Origin of the sequence: Limnohabitans sp. INBF002 (genome assembly GCF_027924905.1) — a bacterium.
In the GTDB taxonomy this organism is placed as follows: domain Bacteria; phylum Pseudomonadota; class Gammaproteobacteria; order Burkholderiales; family Burkholderiaceae_C; genus Limnohabitans.
Genome location: NZ_AP027055.1, coordinates 232,696 through 252,903, shown reverse-complemented (window position 1 = coordinate 252,903; position 20,208 = coordinate 232,696). Strand labels below are relative to the sequence as shown.

Annotated in this window: 20 protein-coding genes; 6 read left to right on the top strand and 14 right to left on the bottom strand. The window is 51.3% G+C overall.

Annotated features, from left to right (window positions below):
- The 11 genes from QMG15_RS01330 to rfaH all read right to left on the bottom strand — a co-directional run bounded on the left by QMG15_RS01330 (position 1) and on the right by rfaH (position 9,023).
- Positions 1-657, bottom strand: coding sequence for an acetyltransferase (locus QMG15_RS01330; RefSeq protein ID WP_281789131.1), 657 nt, complete (start codon positions 655-657; stop codon positions 1-3).
- Positions 654-1,247 carry a sugar transferase gene (locus QMG15_RS01325; RefSeq protein ID WP_281790053.1) on the bottom strand — a complete coding sequence of 198 codons (594 nt, stop codon included), beginning with the start codon at positions 1,245-1,247 and terminating at the stop codon, positions 654-656. Before QMG15_RS01325 ends, QMG15_RS01330 begins: the two co-directional genes overlap by 4 nt.
- Positions 1,248-1,274: 27 nt before the next feature.
- Positions 1,275-2,375 carry a glycosyltransferase family 4 protein gene (locus tag QMG15_RS01320; RefSeq protein WP_281789129.1) on the bottom strand — a complete coding sequence of 367 codons (1,101 nt, stop codon included), beginning with the start codon at positions 2,373-2,375 and terminating at the stop codon, positions 1,275-1,277.
- A 116-nt stretch (positions 2,376-2,491) separates the two neighbouring features.
- Positions 2,492-3,217: a methyltransferase domain-containing protein gene (locus QMG15_RS01315; protein WP_281789128.1), complete on the bottom strand. Its 726-nt coding sequence runs from the start codon at positions 3,215-3,217 to the stop codon at positions 2,492-2,494.
- A complete protein-coding gene (locus QMG15_RS01310) occupies positions 3,214-4,473 on the bottom strand; it encodes a hypothetical protein (protein ID WP_281789126.1) in 1,260 nt (419 codons plus the stop codon). Before QMG15_RS01310 ends, QMG15_RS01315 begins: the two co-directional genes overlap by 4 nt.
- Entirely contained in the window at positions 4,466-5,617 is a 1,152-nt protein-coding gene (locus QMG15_RS01305) for a hypothetical protein (protein ID WP_281789125.1), read from the bottom strand. The genes QMG15_RS01310 and QMG15_RS01305 overlap by 8 nt, the downstream gene beginning before the upstream one ends.
- A 31-nt stretch (positions 5,618-5,648) precedes the next feature.
- Positions 5,649-6,455, bottom strand: coding sequence for a glycosyltransferase (locus tag QMG15_RS01300; RefSeq protein WP_281789124.1), 807 nt, complete (start codon positions 6,453-6,455; stop codon positions 5,649-5,651).
- A 301-nt stretch (positions 6,456-6,756) separates the two neighbouring features.
- Positions 6,757-7,053 carry a hypothetical protein gene (locus tag QMG15_RS01295; RefSeq protein WP_281789123.1) on the bottom strand — a complete coding sequence of 99 codons (297 nt, stop codon included), beginning with the start codon at positions 7,051-7,053 and terminating at the stop codon, positions 6,757-6,759.
- 8 nt (positions 7,054-7,061) lie between these two features.
- Positions 7,062-7,610, bottom strand: coding sequence for a hypothetical protein (locus tag QMG15_RS01290; protein ID WP_281789122.1), 549 nt, complete (start codon positions 7,608-7,610; stop codon positions 7,062-7,064).
- Entirely contained in the window at positions 7,607-8,350 is a 744-nt protein-coding gene (gene uppS, locus QMG15_RS01285) for a polyprenyl diphosphate synthase (RefSeq protein ID WP_281789121.1), read from the bottom strand. Before uppS ends, QMG15_RS01290 begins: the two co-directional genes overlap by 4 nt.
- A 160-nt stretch (positions 8,351-8,510) precedes the next feature.
- Positions 8,511-9,023: a transcription/translation regulatory transformer protein RfaH gene (gene rfaH / locus QMG15_RS01280; RefSeq protein WP_281789120.1), complete on the bottom strand. Its 513-nt coding sequence runs from the start codon at positions 9,021-9,023 to the stop codon at positions 8,511-8,513.
- A gap of 90 nt (positions 9,024-9,113) precedes the next feature.
- Here rfaH and QMG15_RS01275 point away from each other — a divergent pair, with 90 nt between their 5' ends.
- Both QMG15_RS01275 and QMG15_RS01270 read left to right on the top strand, forming a co-directional pair.
- Positions 9,114-9,575, top strand: coding sequence for a phasin family protein (locus QMG15_RS01275; RefSeq protein WP_281789118.1), 462 nt, complete (start codon positions 9,114-9,116; stop codon positions 9,573-9,575).
- Positions 9,576-9,601: 26 nt separating this feature from the next.
- A complete protein-coding gene (locus QMG15_RS01270; protein WP_281789117.1) occupies positions 9,602-10,249 on the top strand; it encodes a TetR/AcrR family transcriptional regulator in 648 nt (215 codons plus the stop codon).
- A 101-nt stretch (positions 10,250-10,350) separates the two neighbouring features.
- On the opposite strand, the gene QMG15_RS01265 is transcribed toward QMG15_RS01270, so the two are convergent.
- The 3 genes from QMG15_RS01265 to QMG15_RS01255 all read right to left on the bottom strand — a co-directional run bounded on the left by QMG15_RS01265 (position 10,351) and on the right by QMG15_RS01255 (position 12,820).
- A complete protein-coding gene (locus QMG15_RS01265; RefSeq protein ID WP_281789116.1) occupies positions 10,351-11,535 on the bottom strand; it encodes a M20 aminoacylase family protein in 1,185 nt (394 codons plus the stop codon).
- A 62-nt stretch (positions 11,536-11,597) separates the two neighbouring features.
- Entirely contained in the window at positions 11,598-12,407 is an 810-nt protein-coding gene (locus QMG15_RS01260; RefSeq protein ID WP_281789115.1) for a type III pantothenate kinase, read from the bottom strand.
- Between the two features lie 11 nt (positions 12,408-12,418).
- Positions 12,419-12,820, bottom strand: a complete 402-nt coding sequence (locus tag QMG15_RS01255; RefSeq protein ID WP_281789114.1) for a rhodanese-like domain-containing protein — start codon at positions 12,818-12,820, stop codon at positions 12,419-12,421.
- 174 nt (positions 12,821-12,994) lie between these two features.
- Between QMG15_RS01255 and QMG15_RS01250 the strand changes: the two genes are divergently transcribed.
- From QMG15_RS01250 to icmF, 4 genes are all read left to right on the top strand, one after another.
- Entirely contained in the window at positions 12,995-14,116 is a 1,122-nt protein-coding gene (locus QMG15_RS01250) for a C4-dicarboxylate ABC transporter (RefSeq protein ID WP_281789113.1), read from the top strand.
- A gap of 83 nt (positions 14,117-14,199) precedes the next feature.
- Positions 14,200-14,868, top strand: coding sequence for a TRAP transporter small permease subunit (locus QMG15_RS01245; protein WP_281789112.1), 669 nt, complete (start codon positions 14,200-14,202; stop codon positions 14,866-14,868).
- 23 nt (positions 14,869-14,891) lie between these two features.
- Complete coding sequence (locus QMG15_RS01240; RefSeq protein WP_281789111.1) at positions 14,892-16,724, top strand: TRAP transporter large permease subunit; 1,833 nt, start codon at positions 14,892-14,894, stop codon at positions 16,722-16,724.
- 162 nt (positions 16,725-16,886) lie between these two features.
- Entirely contained in the window at positions 16,887-20,180 is a 3,294-nt protein-coding gene (gene icmF, locus QMG15_RS01235; protein WP_281789110.1) for a fused isobutyryl-CoA mutase/GTPase IcmF, read from the top strand.
- Positions 20,181-20,208: the final 28 nt, after the last annotated feature.

Below are 20,208 nucleotides of genomic sequence, written 5' to 3'. Positions count from 1 at the left end.
TCAGTTTTTAATCAACGGTCGCGCCGGATTGCCCACCACCGTCACGCCCGGTGGCACGCTCTTGGTCACCACCGCGCCCATGCCCACCACCGCGCCACGGCCAATGACCAATGGCGCACCGGGCAGGCCCTGCTTGATCACCGCGCCTGCGCCAATGTAGGCATGGTCCTCAATATGCACATTGCCGTTACACATCACGCCAGGGGCCAAAGTCACGAAGTCGCCCAACATGCAATCATGCTCGACATAGCTGTAAATGTTGGCGTGGAAATGTTTGCCAATGCGAATGTTGCTGGTGAGCGTGACAAAGGGGCACAACACAGCGCCCTCACCCAACTGCACATCGTCGAGCTGCACCACATTGGCCGCCCGTGCCTCAAAAAAATGCACCCCATCGGCCTCGCAGCGCTGCACCAGCTTCTGGCGCACCTGACTGTTAGCAATGGTCACATTCATGTGGCGACTGCTGGCGGACTCGCTCAGCCACTGCGCATAGGTAAACACCCGTTGCCCGTTGACCACAGGCGCTGGCGGGTGGTCGTCCACGAACACCAGATCGGCATCACCCGCCGCCAAAGCGGTCTGCAACTGCTGGCGCACCAAAGGCAACACGCCACGGCCACAACCACTGGCCCCAAAAATGGCATATCGCTTCATGACTCGTTGCCCTCAAACCTAGGCATAGTGGCATCCCCTGCCGCACTGATGCCATCACGCACCAATACCTTGCGCACCGTTTGCCACAAAATACGCACATCCAGCCACAGACTGCAGTGGTCCACATACCAAACGTCTAACGCAAACTTGTCTGCCCAGCTAATAGCGTTGCGGCCATTGACCTGCGCCCAGCCCGTGATACCTGGGCGCACCTCGTGGCGGCGAGCCTGCTCGGGCGAATAGAGCGGCAAATATTCCATGAGCAAAGGGCGGGGCCCGACCAGACTCATCTCACCGCGCAACACATTCCATAACTCGGGCAACTCGTCCAGACTGGTGGAACGTAAAAAGCGGCCAAATGACGTGAGGCGCTGAGCATCGGGCAGCAAAACTCCACTTTCATCACAAATGCATCTCATTGTGCGAAACTTGACCATTTTGAAAGGTTTACCACGTAATCCTGGCCGCGCTTGCGTGAACAGTACAGGGCTGCCCATCTTGTACCGGATCAGCAAGACTAATACAAACAACGGCACCGCGAAGAACATCAAAGCCACAAATGAAACGAGCAAGTCGAATAACCGTTTCATCCCTACTCCATCTTGTTTAAACATTACCTACTCGTCCTTGTGCATCGTTTGAAATGGCCGCGTTCGAATATCCAGCGAACTGTAAAATGCCAACATACGACGCCAATGCTCCCCTCGCTCGAAGCGCTCAACAACGCGCTTACGTGCAGATCGCCCCATGGCTTGCAGACTCGTTACCGGTGTATTCAACGCTTGGCGCATGGTCAACGTAAGCGCTTGCGTATTTTTAACAGGAACCAGCCAGCCATTCAGGCCTGGAGCAATGATTTCATTGCAACCACTAATGTCAGTGGCCACAACCGGCCGCTCCATGGCGCCAGCTTGCAGCACCACATTGGGGAAACCTTCCCGATAACTGGGCAGCACGAGCACATCAGCAGCCAATAAGGCTGGACGAATATCGTGCTGAAATCCCACCCAATGAATGCGTGGATGCGACGTCAGCGTGCTCATGGCTTGGTTGCTGACAGGGGCAGTGTCATCCAAGCCGCCTACGACAATCAGACGACTGTGATTTGGCAAGTTTTCAAAGGCAGCAAGCAATTCATTGACGCCCTTATCCCGATTTAAGCGCCCAACAAATGCATAAACAAAGTCAGTTTTTTCGATCTTGTACAGCAGGCGCAACTGAGCACATGCGTACTCTAAACCTGATGCATGCGGTGAGAAATATTCGACATCCACACCAGCAACATTACCGTGCCCAATCACATAAAGCGGCTTGCTGGTGATCTGCCCCGCCTGAAGATCCTGCAGTACACCCCGACCTTCGGGAACAATGTGCGTAGCACAAGCGCACAACAAGCTATCTACTGTTTTTAACATACGCTGTTTCCAGCCTTGCCTAGTAGGCCAAATCAAGCCAGTGAAAGTATGGACTCGAATCGGCACACGACATAACCACGCTGCTAACATGCAAACCAAGCCAGCTTTAGGCGTATAAGAATGAACGATCTCCGGGCGCAGTTCAAACATCAGCAAAACCATGCGACAAACAGACACAAAATCCTGAAGCGGACTGATGCCGCGCCGCATAGGCACCACATGTACAGAAACACCCTCATGAGCCAGTCTGTTTAATTCGCAGCCAGGACTTGTGACCAACGCCACCTCAAAATGTTGACTCAAAAATCGTGGCTGATCTCGCAAGATCACAGCCATTGTTTCCGGCACGGTAGTTGCTATAAGTAACCGACTCTTCATTAATAATCAGCTAAAAACTTAATAAATATTAAATACGTAATTTATCGAATCACTGACCGCAAATAATTTAAATAACGTTGCATCAACGTAAGGATTTTTTCCAATACGCCATAACGCCTCATTTTAAGAGAATACAAATCAGGATGAACAACATCTATAATTCCTTGAGAAGTTTGCACTTCGAATTTCTCAAGAAGATCTGCACGCGAACTATTTATGAAAACCAAGGAATTTTGCTTATACCAAACAGCAACATTTTGATCATTCCAAAATTCGTCTCTAATTTTGATTGAGTGTGAAAATCCTTTATTTGAAAATTTTTCAACCCAATAAGATTGCCATTGTTCATTTATGTGATGTGCACCACCCTGCCCAGGTATTGCTGCACCAAAAAGCACAACATCTGCCGAAGCACATAAAAATTTCACGATAGCATCCGCTCTAGAGGCTGGCAAATGTTCCGCGACCTCCATGCACAAGGCTAAATCGGCCTTGTGCACATCAGGGGTATCTTGCAAAAGGTCTACCGAAAAAAATTCAGACTCATCAATTTGTAATTGGTTTTTATTTACATATGCGCCATCAAAACCCAATACTGCAGTACAACCTAACTTTTTCGCAACACGCAACCAACATCCGACACCGCAACCCAAGTCGATTATAACTTTTGGACTAATCAATTGAAAAAAAGATGGGAGCATTATCTTTGCTGAAGCCTCTGCACCTCCTGACATTTTTTCATAAAAATCAACATTGTATTCACTCATTTATAACCACTCCTTAAAAAGAAAATTGAAAAAAGAAACCCATACAGAAGCAAAATAAGCTCAGCCACTACGACAGCCCCAGGAATAATGAAGATATTCATCAATCCGAAAAAAACCAACGACACAACAATGCCAACATACACAATCAAGGCAGCAAATAACCCAGAAATCCACAAAAAGCGATGCCCACGGCCAAGCAACATAAACGTTACATAATGATGTGAAATCCCCAAGAAAGCCAAGCCCACAATTAAAATTCTAAAACACAAAAGTGCGACTGGATCTACATAGAATATATAAAAATATATCTCTCCAATAATTAATACCAATCCAGCATAAAGAAAACTTATATACAGCCTAGATCTAGTAATATGCAAATTTTCGCGAGTTTTACCTTGATATTGGCCAGATATCAATGAGGATTTTCGAGAAATTTTAACAAAAGTGAACTGTACAAACGGTAAATAAACGGCTCTGACAGCAGCAAGTAACCGCTCCGCAGTTGCATACGATGCAGCAAGAGGTTTCCCCAGAAAATAATCAGCAAAAAAAACTCCAGAATTTAGCGTAAGGTAAGATGAAATACCACCAAGAACATAAATAAGGCCAGGGTTAAAATCTGTAAACTTAAGCCTCACAAATGATCTTGCATTAAAGATAAAAAAAGACAGCCTATTTACCTTAGTAAATTTATAACGTATCGCTAGAGTAAATAGCAGTAAAGCAATGTAGTACATCAGAAAACAGTCATAAATTGGAACGTTTGAAAAAATAGATCCAAACAAAATTATCAATGTCACCAACCTCATTTTCAGCAAGGTTAAATTTACCTTGGAATACCATTGGAACCCCACAATTGCCCAATTGGGAAAAATCAACTGCGATGCGGACGCAATTCCAACAAGACTAAGAAATTGCTGATACCCCTCCCGCCCTTCTTGCAGAGCGCCATTGGCGAGTGCCAAATAAAAAATAGACATGGATATCAAACAATTAATAACTCGAAGGCTCTCTCCTTTGATAAAAATTTTATCAAGTTTATTTTCTGAGCCAATTACCTCCACTAACTTTTGAGCACCCAATGTTGAATGCCCCCAATCTGAAATTACGTAAATCAATGCAACTATAAAAAATAGTTTTGTTATTCCGACTATGGAATTCGACTCGACAAATGGCGCAAGAAGTGGAATAATAACCAAATTAGGCAACTGCCACAAAATTTGATAACAATATGCATTGAGCAATCCCTTATTCATATTGCCTCACCGAGACCAGACTCTTTTGAGCAAGAAGCATTGCCACATACGAAAACAAACCAATATCAATTATTCCTTTCGCATTAACGACGAGAAAAGAGATTGCATAAACAAAAAGCAAGATTTTATAATCATCTTTGCTACTATTATTAATCTTATTTACCAGCAACCACCCTTTTACAACAGGATAGATATTCGCAATTAAATATAAATTTAAAAACCCAATACCACCATATAAAGTTAATCTTGAATAACCCAAGTCTGTATTTTCAAAAAAAAGACCCTCATCAAAAAATTTACCGTAGCCAGCAAGCCACCCAAAAAGATCAGTTGGAAACTTTATCATTTCCAGATTTGCATTAGTGCTAGCTGTATAAATCTCGCCGCTACCGAAATAGTTCACACCAGGCTCAAGTATTTGATATAAAATGCTATCAGTATTTCCATACAAATAAAATGCATATGATGCGCAGTAGTAAAGGAATATCACCACTAAAAATCGGAAAGTTGATTTAAAAATCAAAAGAACCGCAGCAACAATTAAAGCAGTTCTTGCAACAAAAAAACTTAACAATAAGGAGGCGATTAAAAATATCTTCTTAAAGAAATTTACATGCTCATACATAATATAAAGTGCGCATGCAGAAACTATTGTATATGCTCCATATACATGAACAACACCAAAACCGATGCCCCTCAGTCCTCCAATTTGGCTATAAACATCGTAACCAGCAGCGCCTGAAAACAAAACTAAGAAATCGAATACTGGCGCACTACCAATCGAGAGAAAAATTAATATTGATTGCACACAAATCCAAATTAATAAAATCTTTTTATTTCTACATATCAACTCGACCACGACAATTGCACTACATATGGTCAATACGCATTTAGCAAACAATACGAATAGAAACTTAAAATCCAAAAAATCTGAAGCATCATGAATTAACCAAACACATACTCCATACACAAACACAGCCATTGAGCAAAATAATGACCGTTTAATTGATTCTAACAAAAATCCATCAATTAATACTCGCCAATAAAAAGGAAGTAAAACAACACACAAGGGGATGTCAGACTCAGGGAAGCGAGGAAATCCGATAATAACAATTAATGAAAAAAAATTTATCAATGATTTCATGATGAGACGCATATCTTCAGAAATTTAATTTTTAATTCATTTGCTTCTTACGCACCCAAAGTAAACGCTTAATAATGGTAGCTCCAGCTCCAAGCAGCCATTTTAGATTCAAGGTGACAACAAATAATCGTAGTTGTGCGCTAGCCATGGCCGCATATGCATACTTTGATTTTCTTGCATCACTCGAACTCATCGATCGATATAGCAGCAGCGGCTCTTCAATTGCCGCGAATTTTAACAAGTTATTTTGCGCCAATCTAATCCATAAATCATAATCTTCCGATTGGAGCCCCCCCATGTAGCCGCCAACCTTACAAATTTCGTTTTTTCTATAAATTACGCTTGGGTGACAAATAGGATTTCGCCAAAACAATGCTTTCCTTATGCCTGAATCTGTATATGGCAATCTTATTATCTCTTTAATCAGTCCACTCTTATCAATTATCCTGAAATAACTCCCAAGCACACATACTTCAGGATGTTGGTTCATATATTCCATTTGTATTTTTAATCTATCCTGTACACATCTATCATCGGCATCCATTCTGGCAACGAGCTCAGCCCTACACAAATCAAGACCCAAATTTAAACTATGAGTCAAATACTTTAAATTACTAGTAACAATAGTCAACCGATCCTCGTTAGCATACTTTACCAATAAATTTTGAGCAATCTTCTCACTCAAATCGCCATTGCAAACGAAAATCATTTCAAAATCAGAATAAGATTGAACAAAACAGGAATCTAACGATTCGTATAATAGTAAATCTAGTACATGCGAGCAAATCAACCAACTTACCTTTGGATTAATATTTTTCGACTGCTTTATTATTTTCATAATTTTCCGAGTTGCTGATAAAGTCCACAGTTTTAATAGCTTAAAAATTCAACATTAAAAGAGCAAGTACTTTTTATTTTTTATTACAACCCAGTCTAAATAAGTCACGAAAATTGCTCGACACCAACTTTCTTGTAGCAAATCTCGTCGTCTTTGGGTACTACCTATTAACTCTTGCGCACAAGCACCTCAAGATTGTCGAGGACAAGGCTTTTTTAACTCTCTATTTTTAGCTCTCTACATCCCACTTCGAAGCTGAGATTGGCATAGCACGCCATCAAAACTTATACTTGCATCCAAATTAGTCTCTCCCTGCACAGAGTAAACGTCTGATTAACTGGACCTTCCCTGAAGCAATCGGATCTCGCACGGTTGATTGCCATGCTTTACGAATAAACACAAAAATAAGTAAAGCAAAACACGACGACAACATTGCAAGTAGCGCCACCAGCACTTGTTTTGGCGAAACTTTACGCTGCGGCAGACTAGCCTGCTGCACATATACCTCATCACCGCGCACAGCCAAGCTCTTTTTCAGCTCAATGTTTTCAAGCTCTTTCTTAGCCACTTCGGCAGTTAACGACGCGTAATACTTCATCACCACCTCTAGGTCCGCATCGTTTTGGCCCGCTTTGCCAATTTGCTTTTGCAGCTGCTCAATAGCGTCAGCAGAACTGGCAATGATGCGTTCGTTCGACAGAATTTGTGCTCCCCCTGGTCTTTGTTTTTACCTTTGGGTAGCAGCTCTTTCAACAAAGCATCCATAGCCGCCTTGCCTAGCTCTTGCGCACGCTCAGGCGTGCTGGCAGCCGCAGTGATGGTGGCTAGGCCTGTTTTTTTATCGAGCTTGCCTACCAGCTTTTTGGTTAGATACTGACGGGCATCGTCTTGAATGCCGTCAAACTCAGGCAACAAGCCAAATTTTTCAATGATCGGATCTAGAACGGGGGCAGAGTTGATCAAGGCCAGCTCTTGCTCAGTCAATCGGACGATGGAGACAGACTCAAAAGTTTTAGGCCACAAAAAGCTTAAACCCCCAACCAACACTCCAGCAATCAAGGGGCCAAATACCAACAGCCTCCACGACTCGGCCAAGGTGACCAAGATGTCTAGAAAGCTTATTTCATCTTCGTGTTCAAAGGCTTGTTCTGTCATGCGGCTTCTTTTACGTGGGTGTGGGTAACTTTGCCAAAACGGCGCTCACGGGTAGCGTACCAGTGCAGCGCCTTGGCTAGCTCGGCCCCGTCAAATTCGGGCCATAGGGCGTCAGTGAAATACAACTCTGCGTAGGCAGCCTGCCATAGCAAAAAGTTGCTGATGCGCTGCTCGCCGCCTGTGCGAATGAGCAAGTCTGGGTCGGGCATGCCTGCAGTGCTGAGGTGTTGGGCAAGCTGCTCTTGCGTGAGGCTTGCCACGTCTGCGCCTGGGTTGGCTGCTTGCCAGCTTTTAACGGCTTGCACCATATCCCACTGGCCGCCGTAGTTGGCAGCCACAGTGAGGGTAATGGCTTGGTTGTCTTGCGTGGCAGCCTCTGCAGCACGGATTCGGGTTTGCAGCTCAGCGGGGAACCCCGCCACATCGCCAATAACCTTGAGGCGCACACCTGCTGCGGCCAAGGCCCCCATTTCTTTTTCAAGGTACTGCACAAACAGGCCCATGAGGGTAGACACCTCGTCGGCGGGGCGTTTCCAGTTTTCGGTGCTGAAGGCGAAAAGGGTGAGGTATTTGATGCCTTTTTGAGCGCAAGACTCAACCAGCGCTTTGACACCCGATGCGCCCTTGGCATGACCCACGGTGCGGGGCATGTGGCGTTTTTGTGCCCAGCGGCCATTGCCGTCCATGATGATGGCAATGTGCTCAGGGATGGTTAACAAAGAATTAGCAGACACTGGCAAAGCTATATAAATAAAGGGCTGGGCACGCTACCGCCCTTTCGCTCATGAGCAAAAATAGATTATCTGTCAAATACTCATCAAGATAGTATGCAATGCGACGGATATGAGCTCTTTTTGATTCGTTGCAATGAAATATATTTTCATTTTTATATTTATATATTTATAAACTCACTCGCAAGCTCTCGATAGCCATGCGTAATTTTTGTGGCTGGCCCAACAAATCGACCAGCACAAAAGCTCGGGTTTCGCCATCATGCGCGATGTATTTACCCTCCAAACCCTGCAGAGGGCCATTGGCGATTTGCACCGCGTCACCTGGGGCAAACATGTGTGCTAGAGCTTCGGGCGGGGCCTCTTTTAAAAAGTCGATGAACTCGGGTGGCACTTTGGCGGGCTGGGGGCCGAAGCTCACCAGCTTGCTAACGCCCAGGGTAGAACGAATGGGGCCCCAGTTTTGCGTGGTGTCGTCAAGCTGGATAAACAGGTAGCGGCTGAACATGGGCTCGGCCACGTTTTGCACGCGTTGGTTGCGCAGCTTTTGCACCTGCATCATCGGCAAGAAACAGTCGAAGCCTTGGTTTTGTAAATTTTCTAGGGCGCGCGTTTCTTGACGGGGCTTGGTGTGGACGACGTACCAAGCGGTGTGGGTTGTGTCTGGCGTTTCGCTGTTCATTGTTTGATGAGTCTAACTAAACTTCCTATGGTGTTTGGCTGCACACAGCGTTAAAGTGCAGTTTTATGTTTTGTTTGAAAGCTTGCAAAGATGTCTACCAAAAACCCTTTTGACCCCGCAGCTATGTCTGACAACGTGAAAGAACAAGCGCAGCAAATTTGGCTCGCTGGTTTGGGCGCGTTTGCCAAAGCGCAAGAGGACGGTACCAAAGCCTTTGAGAAGCTGGTGAGCGACGGCATCACCATGCAGCGCAAGGTGCACACCACCGCCGAAGAGAAACTGGCTGAGGCCACGCAAAAAGCCACGCAAGCCGCGCACACGCTGAGCGAGCGCGCCACTGGGCAATGGGGCAAGCTGGAAGGTATTTTTGAGGAACGTGTGGCCAAAGCGCTGCACAGCTTGGGGCTACCAACTGCCGCCGAGATGCAGGCACTGCATGCACGTGTGGCGGCGCTTGAGGCGCAGCTAGGCGCCAAACCTAAGGCAACTGCTAAAACGGTTGCAAAAACTACCGCAAAGAAAGCGCCAGCTAAGAAAACGGCCAAGAAATAATTGGGCGCTGACCCCGATTAAGAACCATGGCAAAGAAAGCGCCACGCCGTACCGCTGAGCGGATTTTGGAGGTCACGCTCGACCTGTTTAACCGCTTTGGCGAGCCCAATGTGTCGACCACATTGATCTCATCAGAGCTCAACATCAGCCCCGGCAACCTGTATTACCACTACCCCGCCAAAGAAGAGCTGGTCACCGCGCTGTACAACCGCTACGAGGCGGCGCTGGATGAGTTGCTAGAGGCGGCACCCGGCGTGCATGACGTGGAAGACGCTTGGTTTTTCATGCACACGCTGTTTGAGCTGGTCTGGCAATACCGCTTTTTGTACCGCGACTTGAACGATCTGCTCAGCAAAAACCGCAAGCTTGAAACCCACATCAAAGACGCGCTACTGCACAAAACCACGGCGTTTCGCACCTTGCTGGATAGCCTAGAACACGATGGTGCGCTGGCCATTACGGTGTCTGAGCGCGAAGCCACCGCCACGCACATGGTGGTGATGCTGACTTGGTGGCTGAGCTACGAATACGTGCGCAACCCACGCCATGCGCTAGAGCCAGAAAGCGCACAAGCGTCGTTGCTGCGAGGGGCTAAGAGTGTGTTGGGCTTGTTGCTGCCTTATGCGACAGCGGAGCATAAAGAGCATTTGAACGCGCTTCTCTCGGCTTACTGAATCAATGCAACTCACACCGAGTGTGAGTTAAATAATTAGGTTCTGACCCCAATTGGCGAAACAGCAAGCCACCAGAAAAAGCCCGCTTGATGCGGGCTTTTTTATCGCAACGAGGCTTCGACCAGCTTGACCCAATAGGTGGCCCCCAACGGAATCAATGCATCATTGAAGTCGTAGTTAGGGTTATGCAAAGTACACGGTCCTTCGCCATGCCCCATCTCACGATGCACGCCGTCGCCGTTGCCGATGAAGCAATACGCACCGGGTTTGGCTTGCAGCATGTACGAAAAGTCTTCTGCGCCCATGGTGGGTTCTTGGGCCAGCACGTTGTCCGCGCCCACGATGTCGGCCATCACCTCGCGTGCAAAGTTGGCTTCAGCAGGGTGGTTGATGGTGGGCGGGTAGTTACGTTCAAACTCAAAGGTGCAGGTGGCGCCAAAGGCGGCGCAGGTGTGGGTGGCGATGTCGCGCATGCGTTGCTCGATCATGTCAAGCACGTCGATGCTGAAGGTGCGCACGGTGCCTTGTAGCTCGCAGTGGTCGGGCACGACGTTGGTGGCTTCGCCTGCGTTGATCATGGTGACCGAGATCACGCCAGCATCCACCGGTTTTTTGTTGCGGCTGATGATGGTTTGAAAGGCTTGCACCATTTGGCAGGCCACCAACACAGGGTCGATGCCGTTGTGGGGCAGCGCAGCGTGGCAGCCTTTGCCGTGGATGGTGATTTTGAATTCATTGCTTGACGCCATCACAGGGCCCGCACTCAAGGCAAACTGGCCTTCTTTCAGGCCGGGCCAGTTGTGCATGCCGTAGACGGCTTGCATGGGGAACTTGTCGAACAAGCCATCGCGCATCATTTCGCGGGCACCACCACCGCCCTCTTCTGCGGGTTGGAAGATGAAGTACACCGTGCCGTCAAAGTTTTGGTGCTTAGACAAATATTGCGCAGCAGCCAAGAGCATGGCCACATGGCCATCGTGGCCGCAAGCGTGCATCTTGCCGGCGTGTTGGCTGGCGTGAGCGAATTGGTTGAACTCTTGCATGGGCAAGGCGTCCATGTCGGCGCGCAGGCCTATGGCACGATCACTCGTGCCACATTTCAAAATGCCCACCACGCCTGTTTTGCCCATGCCGCGATGGATGGGGATGCCCCACTCGGTCAGCTTTTGCGCCACCAAATCGGCGGTTCGAATTTCTTCAAAACACAGCTCGGGGTGGGCGTGGATATCGCGGCGAATGGCCGCGATGGAGGAAGCTTGCTTGGTGAGTGAATCAAGGACTTTCATGGCCTTGAGTCTAGCCGCTGCCCTAGTCCTCTGTCATGAAGGGCTATCCCGTAAAGTGCTGCTCAGTACAAACCGCGTGACGGCCACACAGGTGTGGGGTGGTCCAAGCGGTGTTTGGCAATTTCTAACAAACCATCAAAGATGAGCGAGTCGACCAGCTCAAACTGCACCGACATGCTGGGGGCCATCTTCCAACCCGCACCACCGGTCATGTAGCACGCAGGCTCGGCGCCGCAGTGTTGGCGCACGTGTTGCACCATGCGCTCAACTGCGCCAGCAATGGCGTAGGTGCCGCCGCTGGTCAGCGCATCACTGGTGTTGGTGGGGAACTCGCACACCTCGCCCGTGGGCACGCGCAAACCCGCAGTGCCCGACTCCAAAGCGCGCAGCATGATGCCGTGCCCGGGCAAGATGAGGCCGCCCAAAAACTTGCCGCTTGCATCGATGGCTTCTACCGTGACAGCTGTGCCCACCATGACGACCACCATGGGTTTGGGCGCACCGCCGTTGACTTGCTGCAGCATGCGCGCGTGCGCGCCGATCATGGCCACCCAGCGGTCTGCACCTAAGCGTGTGGGGTGGTCGTAGCCATTGGTCATGCCAGCTTCGGCAGCAGACGACACGGCCCAGTGGGGGGAGATGTCCCACAGCTCCATTTGTTCTTCAACGCGACGGCGAATGGCTTCGCCCGCCACGATGCAGCCCAGCATGTGCGTGGGCTCTGGCAGCTCGCGCCAGTCTTCGTCGGCCAAGCGGTCAATGTTTTCTAAAAACACCGCGCCGTGGCCCAGCAGTGTGGCGCCGGGTGCGGGGCTGTCATACAGGCCCCACTTGAGGCGTGTGTTGCCCACATCGAGTGCAAGGAATGTCATAGGTGTGTGAATTAGTTTTGGCGCCAAGGCAAGCCGCGCATGCGCCAGCCGCCTTGGGTGCCACGATGGCCGTCTGCATTGGCATCGCCCTCGAAACCTTCGAGGATGTTGTAGGCCTCTAGACCCAGCTCGGTGGCGCGTTGAGCAGCTGCGACAGAGCGCACACCACTGCGGCACAAGAGCACTATTTTTTTGCCGTTGGCAGCCGCGCACACGGCGTCGTCAAACGCGGGATTCATGGCCATGCCTGGCCATTTTTTCCAAGGCACAGACACAGCGCCCGGCACAAAACCGACCCATGCCAATTCGGCCTCGGTGCGCACGTCAATCATCACGGCAGCGCCAGACTGCATCCACTCGTTGGCAGTTTCAGGGGTGATGTCGCCTGCATAGCCAAGCTGGTTATTGCTCATATTTATAAAGCGAAAGAAGTTGGTTCTCAGTATAGAAGCGCCTCGTCCCCAAGGAGACAAATTGGCGGCTTTTCACGCATGGTTCCGGGGAAAACCCTTGTCAATAAAAATGAAGTGGGGATAAGAATCACTGTTCCCTTTCATGTCTTTGACAAAAAACTAGGAGACTTCCCCATGACCGATACCAAAAAGACAACTGCTCGCCGTAACGTACTGAAAGGCGCCGCTGTTGCAGCCGGTGCCGTTTCAGCCCCCATGATCGCCAAGGCCCAATCTGGCCCGATCAACATGCGTTGGCAAAGCACGTGGCCAGCCAAGGACATCTTCCACGAGTACGCGCTCGACTACGCGAAGAAGGTCAACGACATGACGGGCGGCGATTTGAAGATCGAAGTGTTGCCCGCAGGTTCTGTGGTGCCCGCTTTCGGCTTGCTGGAAGCCGTGTCTAAAGGCACCTTGGACGGCGGTCACGGCGTGTTGGGCTACCACTATGGCAAGCAAAACGCATTGGCCTTATGGAACTCTGGCCCCGCTTTCGGTATGGATGCCAACATGGTTTTGGCTTGGCACAAATACGGCGGTGGCGCTGAGCTGCTGGCCAAGTTGTACGCGTCTATCGGCGGCAACGTGCAATCATTCTTGTACGGCCCGATGTTCACGCAACCTCTGGGCTGGTTCAAAAAGCCAATCACCAAAACATCTGACTTCAAAGGCTTGAAGTTCCGCACCAACGGTTTGGCCATTGACTTGTTCACCACCATGGGTGCGGCTGTGAACGCCTTGCCAGGCGGCGAGATCGTGCCAGCGATGGACCGCGGCTTGCTGGACGGCGCCGAGTTCAACAACGCCACCTCTGACCGTATCTTGGGCTTCCCAGACGTGTCCAAAGTGTGCATGCTGCAAAGCTATCACCAAAGCGCAGAAACGTTCGAAATCATGTTCAACAAGAACAAGTACGACGCGTTGCCAGCCAAGATGAAGTCTGTGATTGCCATCGCGACAGAAGCTGCGTCTGCAGACATGTCATGGAAGTCTGTGGACCGTTATTCCAAAGACTACGCCGAGCTGCAAACCAAAGACAAGGTCAAGTTCTACAAGACACCTGACTCCATCTTGCAAGACCAGCTCAAAATTTGGTCTGAAATCTTGGAGAAGAAGTCTGCCGAGAACCCCATGTTCAAAGAGATCGTGGCTTCACAAAAAGCGTTCGCACAGCGCGCTGTGAAGTGGGAGCAAGACACCGTGGTGAACCGTCGCATGGCGGTGAACCACTTCTTCGGAGCCAAAAAGGCGTAAGCCCGAACGACTGCGATAGCTTGACTTATGGGACTGAATTCTGTGCATCACAGAACTTCAGTCCCTTTACTTTTAAGAACGATATGAACACACTGAAACTGCTACACACAGTTGACAGCATCAGCACATGGGTAGGCAAAGCCTTTGCATGGTTGATCGTTGTGCTGATGGTGATGGTGATGGGCGAAGTTTTCAAGCGCTACGCCTTGAACGCCCCTACAGCTTGGATTTTCGAAGCCAGCAACATGCTTTACGGCACCGCCTTCATGATGTGCGGTGCTTACACCCTGAGCCAAGACGGTCACGTTCGCGGCGACTTTTTTTACGGCAGCGCCAAGCCCCGCACACAAGCGTCGCTTGACTTTGTGCTGTACATCCTGTTCTTCATTCCAGGCGTGATTGCCTTGACATGGGCGGGTTGGACCTATGCCGGCGACGCCATCGCCATTCGTGAAATGACGAACAGCGCCGACGCGATTCCTTTGTACCCCTTCAAGGCCATCATCCCGATCACCGGCTTCATCGTCTTGATGCAAGGGCTAGCTGAAATTGTGCGTTGTGTGGTTTGCCTGAAAACTGGTGAATGGCCTGCACGCTTGAAAGATGCCAACGAGATTGACGTGGTCGAGCAGCAGTTGTCTGCCAGCATTTATGTCAGTGAAGAAGACAAACGTGACGCCATTGAGCGCGCACACCATATTGACGAAGAGGCCCATCAGCGCGGTGGCCACGCGATGGGAGAACACAAATGAGCGATCCAGCACTCGGACTAACGATGCTCTGTCTGATCATCGTGGTGATCATGATGGGCTTTCCTACAGCGTTCACGCTGATGGGCTTAGGTATGGCCTTTGGCTTCACGGCCTTTTACGACCCCAGCCAACCTTGGCTAGACAACCGCGTTTTTAACCTGATGGTGCAACGCACCTATGGCGCGATGACCAACGACACACTGCTGTCCATTCCGCTGTTTGTGCTGATGGGCTATGTGATGGAACGGGGCGCCTTGGTGGACAAAATGTTCCACAGCGTTCAGTTGGCCTTCCGTCGCTTGCCCGGCTCATTGGCCGTGGCCACCTTGGTGATTTGCACCTTCTGGGGCATTGCCAGCGGCTTGGTGGGCGCTGTGGTGGTGCTGATGGGCGTGATTGCGATGCGCCCCATGCTGAATGCGGGCTATGACACACGCTTGGCAGCAGGCGTGATCACGGCTGGCGGTACCTTGGGTATTTTGATTCCACCGTCGGTGATGATCATTGTGTACGCCGCAGTGGCCGGACAGTCTGTGGTGAAGCTCTACGCAGCGGCCATGTTCCCCGGTTTCTTCTTGGCTTTCTTGTATTTGATTTACGTCATCGGCTGGGTGTTGATTGACCCATCGATTGCACCTAAGTTGCCTGAAGACCAAACCAAAGCACCTGTGTCGCCTTGGCTAGAAAAGCTGGGCCAGCAATACTCCAAACGCATGCTGCCCGCCTTGGCAAAGGCCGTCGTGATGCCTGGCCGCGCGCTGCAAATCAGCACGTCAGAGGTGCGCGTGACGTGGGGCCTGTTGGTTCGCAGCTTCAGCATGGCGTTGGCACCTGTGTTCATCGTGTTGGCAATGCTGGCAACGTCGTGGTGGTATGTGGTGATTTATTCGCAAGCCACCGCCAACGCGCAAGCTGGCACTGAAATCGTCCAGATGTCCACCGACATCGTGGCTGAGAAAACCACCACCTCCGCAGAACCTGAAGGTCTGCAAGAGATGGGCGGCGACTCAGTGGCAGATGCGCCTGAAGCCAACAACGACGCTGTGTCTCTGGGCGATGAAGTGGTGGAAGCAGACAAGGTGATTGCGGTGCCTGACGGTTTCTACACCGGGTTCTGGGGCACCGCACTGATTCTGTTTGGCTTGCTGGCTTGGTACTACAAAGGCTTTGATGCCGAACAGTTTGAGATTCTCAACATGCTGGTCAAGTCGGTGATGCCATTGGGCATCCTGACGGCCGTCGTGTTGGGTGTGATCTTGCTGGGATTGGCCACCGCCACGGAATCAGCAGCGGTAGGCGCCACAGGCGCATTCATCATGGCCTGGTGGTCTGGCTCGCTGGACTTTGACAAAACCAAGCAAGCGGTGTTCTTGACCGCCAAAACCACCTCGATGGTGTGTTGGTTGTTCGTGGGCTCGGCCCTCTTCTCTGCCGTGTTTGCCGTCTTGGGCGGTCAGCGCTTGGTGGAAGAGTGGGTCATGGCGATGGACCTGACACCGCTGCAGTTCATGCTGCTGTCACAAGCCGTGATCTTTGTGCTGGGCTGGCCACTGGAGTGGACCGAAATCATTGTGATTTTTGTGCCCATCTTCTTGCCACTGCTCACCCACTTCCAGATCGACCCAATCTTGTGGGGCGTGCTGGTGTTTGTGAACCTGCAAGCGGCCTTCTTGTCACCGCCTGTGGCGATGTCGGCCTTCTATCTGAAAGGGGTGTCACCGCCGCATGTGACCATCAATCAAATTTTTGCGGGCATGATGCCTTACATGTTCATCGTCATCATCTGCATGGTTTTGATGTACATCTGGCCAGGACTGACCCTCTGGTTGCCTGATTACCTGTACGGTCCTAAGTAAACCGCACACGGGTTTCAGACCAAGCCGCAGCGCCTTTTGGCCCTGCGGCTTTTTTATTAGGGCAAATCCTCCCCACAAAAGCTGCCAAATCGCTATGATTGACGTTTACGTAAACGTAAACTTGTTCCTTTCCGCTTTACTCCCGTTTTTTCGGAGCCTTCGATGTCAGACCTTTCCGCCGAATTCCAAGCCCTTGCCAACTACAAGCCCACGCAAAAAGTGCGCTTCGTCACCGCCGCGTCTTTGTTTGACGGGCATGACGCCGCCATCAACATCATGCGCCGCATCTTGCAGGGCATGGGCGCAGAGGTGATTCACTTGGGCCACAACCGCTCGGTGGACGAAGTGGTGACTGCCGCGCTGCAAGAAGACGTGCAAGGCATTGCCATCAGCTCGTACCAAGGCGGCCACGTGGAGTACTTCAAGTACATGGTCGATTTATTGCGCGAACGCGGCGGCGAGCACATTCAAGTGTTTGGCGGCGGCGGCGGCGTGATCGTGCCCCCCGAAATTCGCGAGCTGCAATCCTACGGCGTGACACGCATTTACAGCCCAGAAGACGGCCAGAAGATGGGCCTGCAAGGCATGATTGGCGAGATGATCATGCGCTGCGACAAAGACTTGTCGGGCTACGCACCCAAAGCGGTGAAAGAGATTCAAGGCCATGACGAAATGGCGTGGCGCAAATTGGCGCAGCTCATCACCGCACTTGAGAACGAGAAGGCTGACCAAAAGATGGTCGAAGCCGTGCGCAAAGAATCGCTCAACCACAAGGTGCCCGTGCTCGGCATCACCGGCACCGGCGGTGCGGGCAAGTCGTCACTCACCGACGAACTGGTGCGTCGCATCCGTTTGGACCAAGGCGATGCATTGCGCATTGCTGTGATTTCGATTGACCCCTCACGCCGCAAGAGCGGTGGCGCTTTGCTGGGCGACCGCATTCGCATGAATGCCATCGGCCCATGGAGCAGCGGACAGCGCGTGTTCATGCGCTCACTCGCCACACGCGATTTCGGCAGCGAAATCAGCGCGGCCTTGCCCGATGTGTTGGCCGCTACCAAGTGCGCGGGGTTCGATTTGATCATTGTGGAAACCTCGGGCATTGGCCAAGGTGACGCCGCCATCGTGCCGCACGTGGATGTGCCCATGTACGTGATGACACCCGAATTTGGCGCCGCCAGCCAGCTCGAAAAAATCGACATGCTCGACTTTGCCGAGTTCATCGCCATCAACAAGTTTGACCGCAAAGGCGCCAGCGACGCGCTGCGCGATGTGGCCAAACAAGTGCAACGCAACAAAGAAGCGTGGCACACACCGACCGAAGAAATGCCGGTGTTTGGCACCATGGCCGCGCGCTTCAACGACGACGGCGTGACCGCGCTGTACCAAGCCCTCAAAGGCCGCTTGACCGAGCTGGGCCTGACCTTCAAAGAAGGCCGTTTGCCCTTGGTGAACGTGCGCCACAGCAGCAACCAAACGCCCGTCGTGCCCGCCGCACGCACGCGCTATTTGGCCGAAATCACCGACACCGTGCGCGGCTACAAAAAGCGCGCACGCACACAAGCCAAACTGGCCCGCGAAATTCAACAACTGCGCGAAGCCGCACGCATGCTGGCCGAAGACAAACCAGGCCGCGCCAAAGCCTCAGAAGCCGCCATCGACTTGGCCTTTGCGCGTGAAGAAAACCTAGGCGGTGCAGAGCGCAAACTGCTGGCCCAATGGCCCGACATGCAAGCCGCCTACGCGGGCGACGAGTACGTGGTGAAGATTCGCGACAAAGAGATTCGCACCGCGCTCACAACCAAGTCCCTCAGCGGCACGGTGATTCGCAAAGTGGCACTGCCACAGTACGAAGACCATGGCGAAATTTTGAAGTGGCTCATGCTCGACAACGTGCCCGGCAGCTACCCCTACACCGCTGGCACCTTTGCATTCAAGCGCGAGGGCGAAGACCCCACGCGTATGTTTGCGGGCGAAGGCGACCCTTTCCGCACCAACCGTCGTTTCAAGCTGGTGAGCGAGGGCATGGATGCCAAGCGCTTGTCCACCGCGTTTGACTCGGTCACGCTCTACGGCAACGACCCAGACCCACGCCCAGACATCTACGGCAAAGTGGGTAACTCGGGCGTAAACGTGGCCACGCTGGACGACATGAAGGTGTTGTATGACGGATTTGACCTGTGCAACCCCACCACCAGCGTGTCGATGACCATCAACGGCCCTGCACCGTCCATCTTGGCGATGTTCATGAACACCGCCATCGACCAAAACATTGAGAAGTTCAAAAAGGACAACGGCCGCGACCCGACCGAAACCGAGACCGCGAAGATCAAAGAGTGGGTCATGCAAAACGTGCGCGGCACGGTGCAAGCCGACATCTTGAAAGAAGACCAAGGGCAGAACACGTGTTTGTTCAGCACCGAGTTTTCATTGAAGGTGATGGGCGACATCGCGCAGTACTTTGTGCACAACCAAGTGCGCAACTTCTACAGCGTGTCCATCAGCGGTTATCACATCGCCGAAGCGGGTGCGAACCCGATTTCGCAATTGGCATTCACCTTGTCGAACGGCTTCACGTTTGTGGAAGCCTACTTGGCGCGCGGCATGCACATTGACGACTTCGCGCCCAACCTGAGCTTTTTCTTCAGCAACGGCATGGACCCCGAGTACACCGTGATGGGCCGCGTGGCACGTCGCATCTGGGCCGTAGCCATGAAAGAAAAATACGGCGCGAATGAGCGCTCACAAAAACTGAAATATCACATCCAAACTTCAGGCCGTTCATTGCACGCGCAAGAGATTCAGTTCAACGACATCCGCACCACGCTGCAAGCGCTGATTGCGATTTACGACAACTGCAACAGCTTGCACACCAACGCGTTTGACGAAGCCATCACCACGCCCACGGAAGACTCGGTGCGCCGTGCCATGGCGATTCAGCTCATCATCAACCGCGAGTGGGGCTTGGCCAAAAACGAAAACCCCAACCAAGGCGCGTTCATCATTGAAGAACTCACCGAGTTGGTGGAGGAAGCCGTGTTGGCCGAGTTCGAACGCATTGCCGAGCGCGGCGGTGTGTTGGGCGCGATGGAGACCGGCTACCAACGCGGCAAGATTCAAGACGAATCGATGACCTACGAAATGCTCAAGCACACCGGCGAACTGCCCATCATCGGCGTGAACACCTTCCGCAACCCACATGGCGAGCAAGTGATGGACAAGCTCGAACTGGCCCGCTCCACCGAAGAGGAAAAGCAAAGCCAGCTGAACCGCTTGAATGACTTCCACACGCGCCACAAAGACGCGGCGGCTGTGCAACTCAAACGCCTGCAACAAGCCGTCATCGATAACGCCAACGTGTTCGAGGTGTTGATGGACGCGGTGCGTGTGTGTTCACTCGGTCAAATCACCAATGCTTTGTTTGAGGTGGGCGGGCAGTACCGACGCAACATGTAATTGGGCTGTTGCGAGCGCCGTCAGAAAG

Excerpts from the sequence above, each read along its gene's own strand:
- QMG15_RS01330 (WP_281789131.1), bottom strand. The coding sequence starts at position 657 with ATGAAGCGATATGCCATTTTTGGGGCCAGTGGTTGTGGCCGTGGCGTG.
- QMG15_RS01325 (WP_281790053.1), bottom strand. The coding sequence starts at position 1,247 with ATGAAACGGTTATTCGACTTGCTCGTTTCATTTGTGGCTTTGATGTTC.
- QMG15_RS01315 (WP_281789128.1), bottom strand. The coding sequence starts at position 3,217 with ATGAGTGAATACAATGTTGATTTTTATGAAAAAATGTCAGGAGGTGCA.
- QMG15_RS01310 (WP_281789126.1), bottom strand. The coding sequence starts at position 4,473 with ATGAATAAGGGATTGCTCAATGCATATTGTTATCAAATTTTGTGGCAG.
- QMG15_RS01305 (WP_281789125.1), bottom strand. The coding sequence starts at position 5,617 with ATGAAATCATTGATAAATTTTTTTTCATTAATTGTTATTATCGGATTT.
- QMG15_RS01300 (WP_281789124.1), bottom strand. The coding sequence starts at position 6,455 with ATGAAAATAATAAAGCAGTCGAAAAATATTAATCCAAAGGTAAGTTGG.
- QMG15_RS01295 (WP_281789123.1), bottom strand. The coding sequence starts at position 7,053 with ATGAAGTATTACGCGTCGTTAACTGCCGAAGTGGCTAAGAAAGAGCTT.
- QMG15_RS01290 (WP_281789122.1), bottom strand. The coding sequence starts at position 7,610 with ATGACAGAACAAGCCTTTGAACACGAAGATGAAATAAGCTTTCTAGAC.
- rfaH (WP_281789120.1), bottom strand. The coding sequence starts at position 9,023 with ATGAACAGCGAAACGCCAGACACAACCCACACCGCTTGGTACGTCGTC.
- QMG15_RS01275 (WP_281789118.1), top strand. The coding sequence starts at position 9,114 with ATGTCTACCAAAAACCCTTTTGACCCCGCAGCTATGTCTGACAACGTG.
- QMG15_RS01270 (WP_281789117.1), top strand. The coding sequence starts at position 9,602 with ATGGCAAAGAAAGCGCCACGCCGTACCGCTGAGCGGATTTTGGAGGTC.
- QMG15_RS01265 (WP_281789116.1), bottom strand. The coding sequence starts at position 11,535 with ATGAAAGTCCTTGATTCACTCACCAAGCAAGCTTCCTCCATCGCGGCC.
- QMG15_RS01260 (WP_281789115.1), bottom strand. The coding sequence starts at position 12,407 with ATGACATTCCTTGCACTCGATGTGGGCAACACACGCCTCAAGTGGGGC.
- QMG15_RS01255 (WP_281789114.1), bottom strand. The coding sequence starts at position 12,820 with ATGAGCAATAACCAGCTTGGCTATGCAGGCGACATCACCCCTGAAACT.
- QMG15_RS01250 (WP_281789113.1), top strand. The coding sequence starts at position 12,995 with ATGACCGATACCAAAAAGACAACTGCTCGCCGTAACGTACTGAAAGGC.
- QMG15_RS01245 (WP_281789112.1), top strand. The coding sequence starts at position 14,200 with ATGAACACACTGAAACTGCTACACACAGTTGACAGCATCAGCACATGG.
- QMG15_RS01240 (WP_281789111.1), top strand. The coding sequence starts at position 14,892 with ATGCTCTGTCTGATCATCGTGGTGATCATGATGGGCTTTCCTACAGCG.
- icmF (WP_281789110.1), top strand. The coding sequence starts at position 16,887 with ATGTCAGACCTTTCCGCCGAATTCCAAGCCCTTGCCAACTACAAGCCC.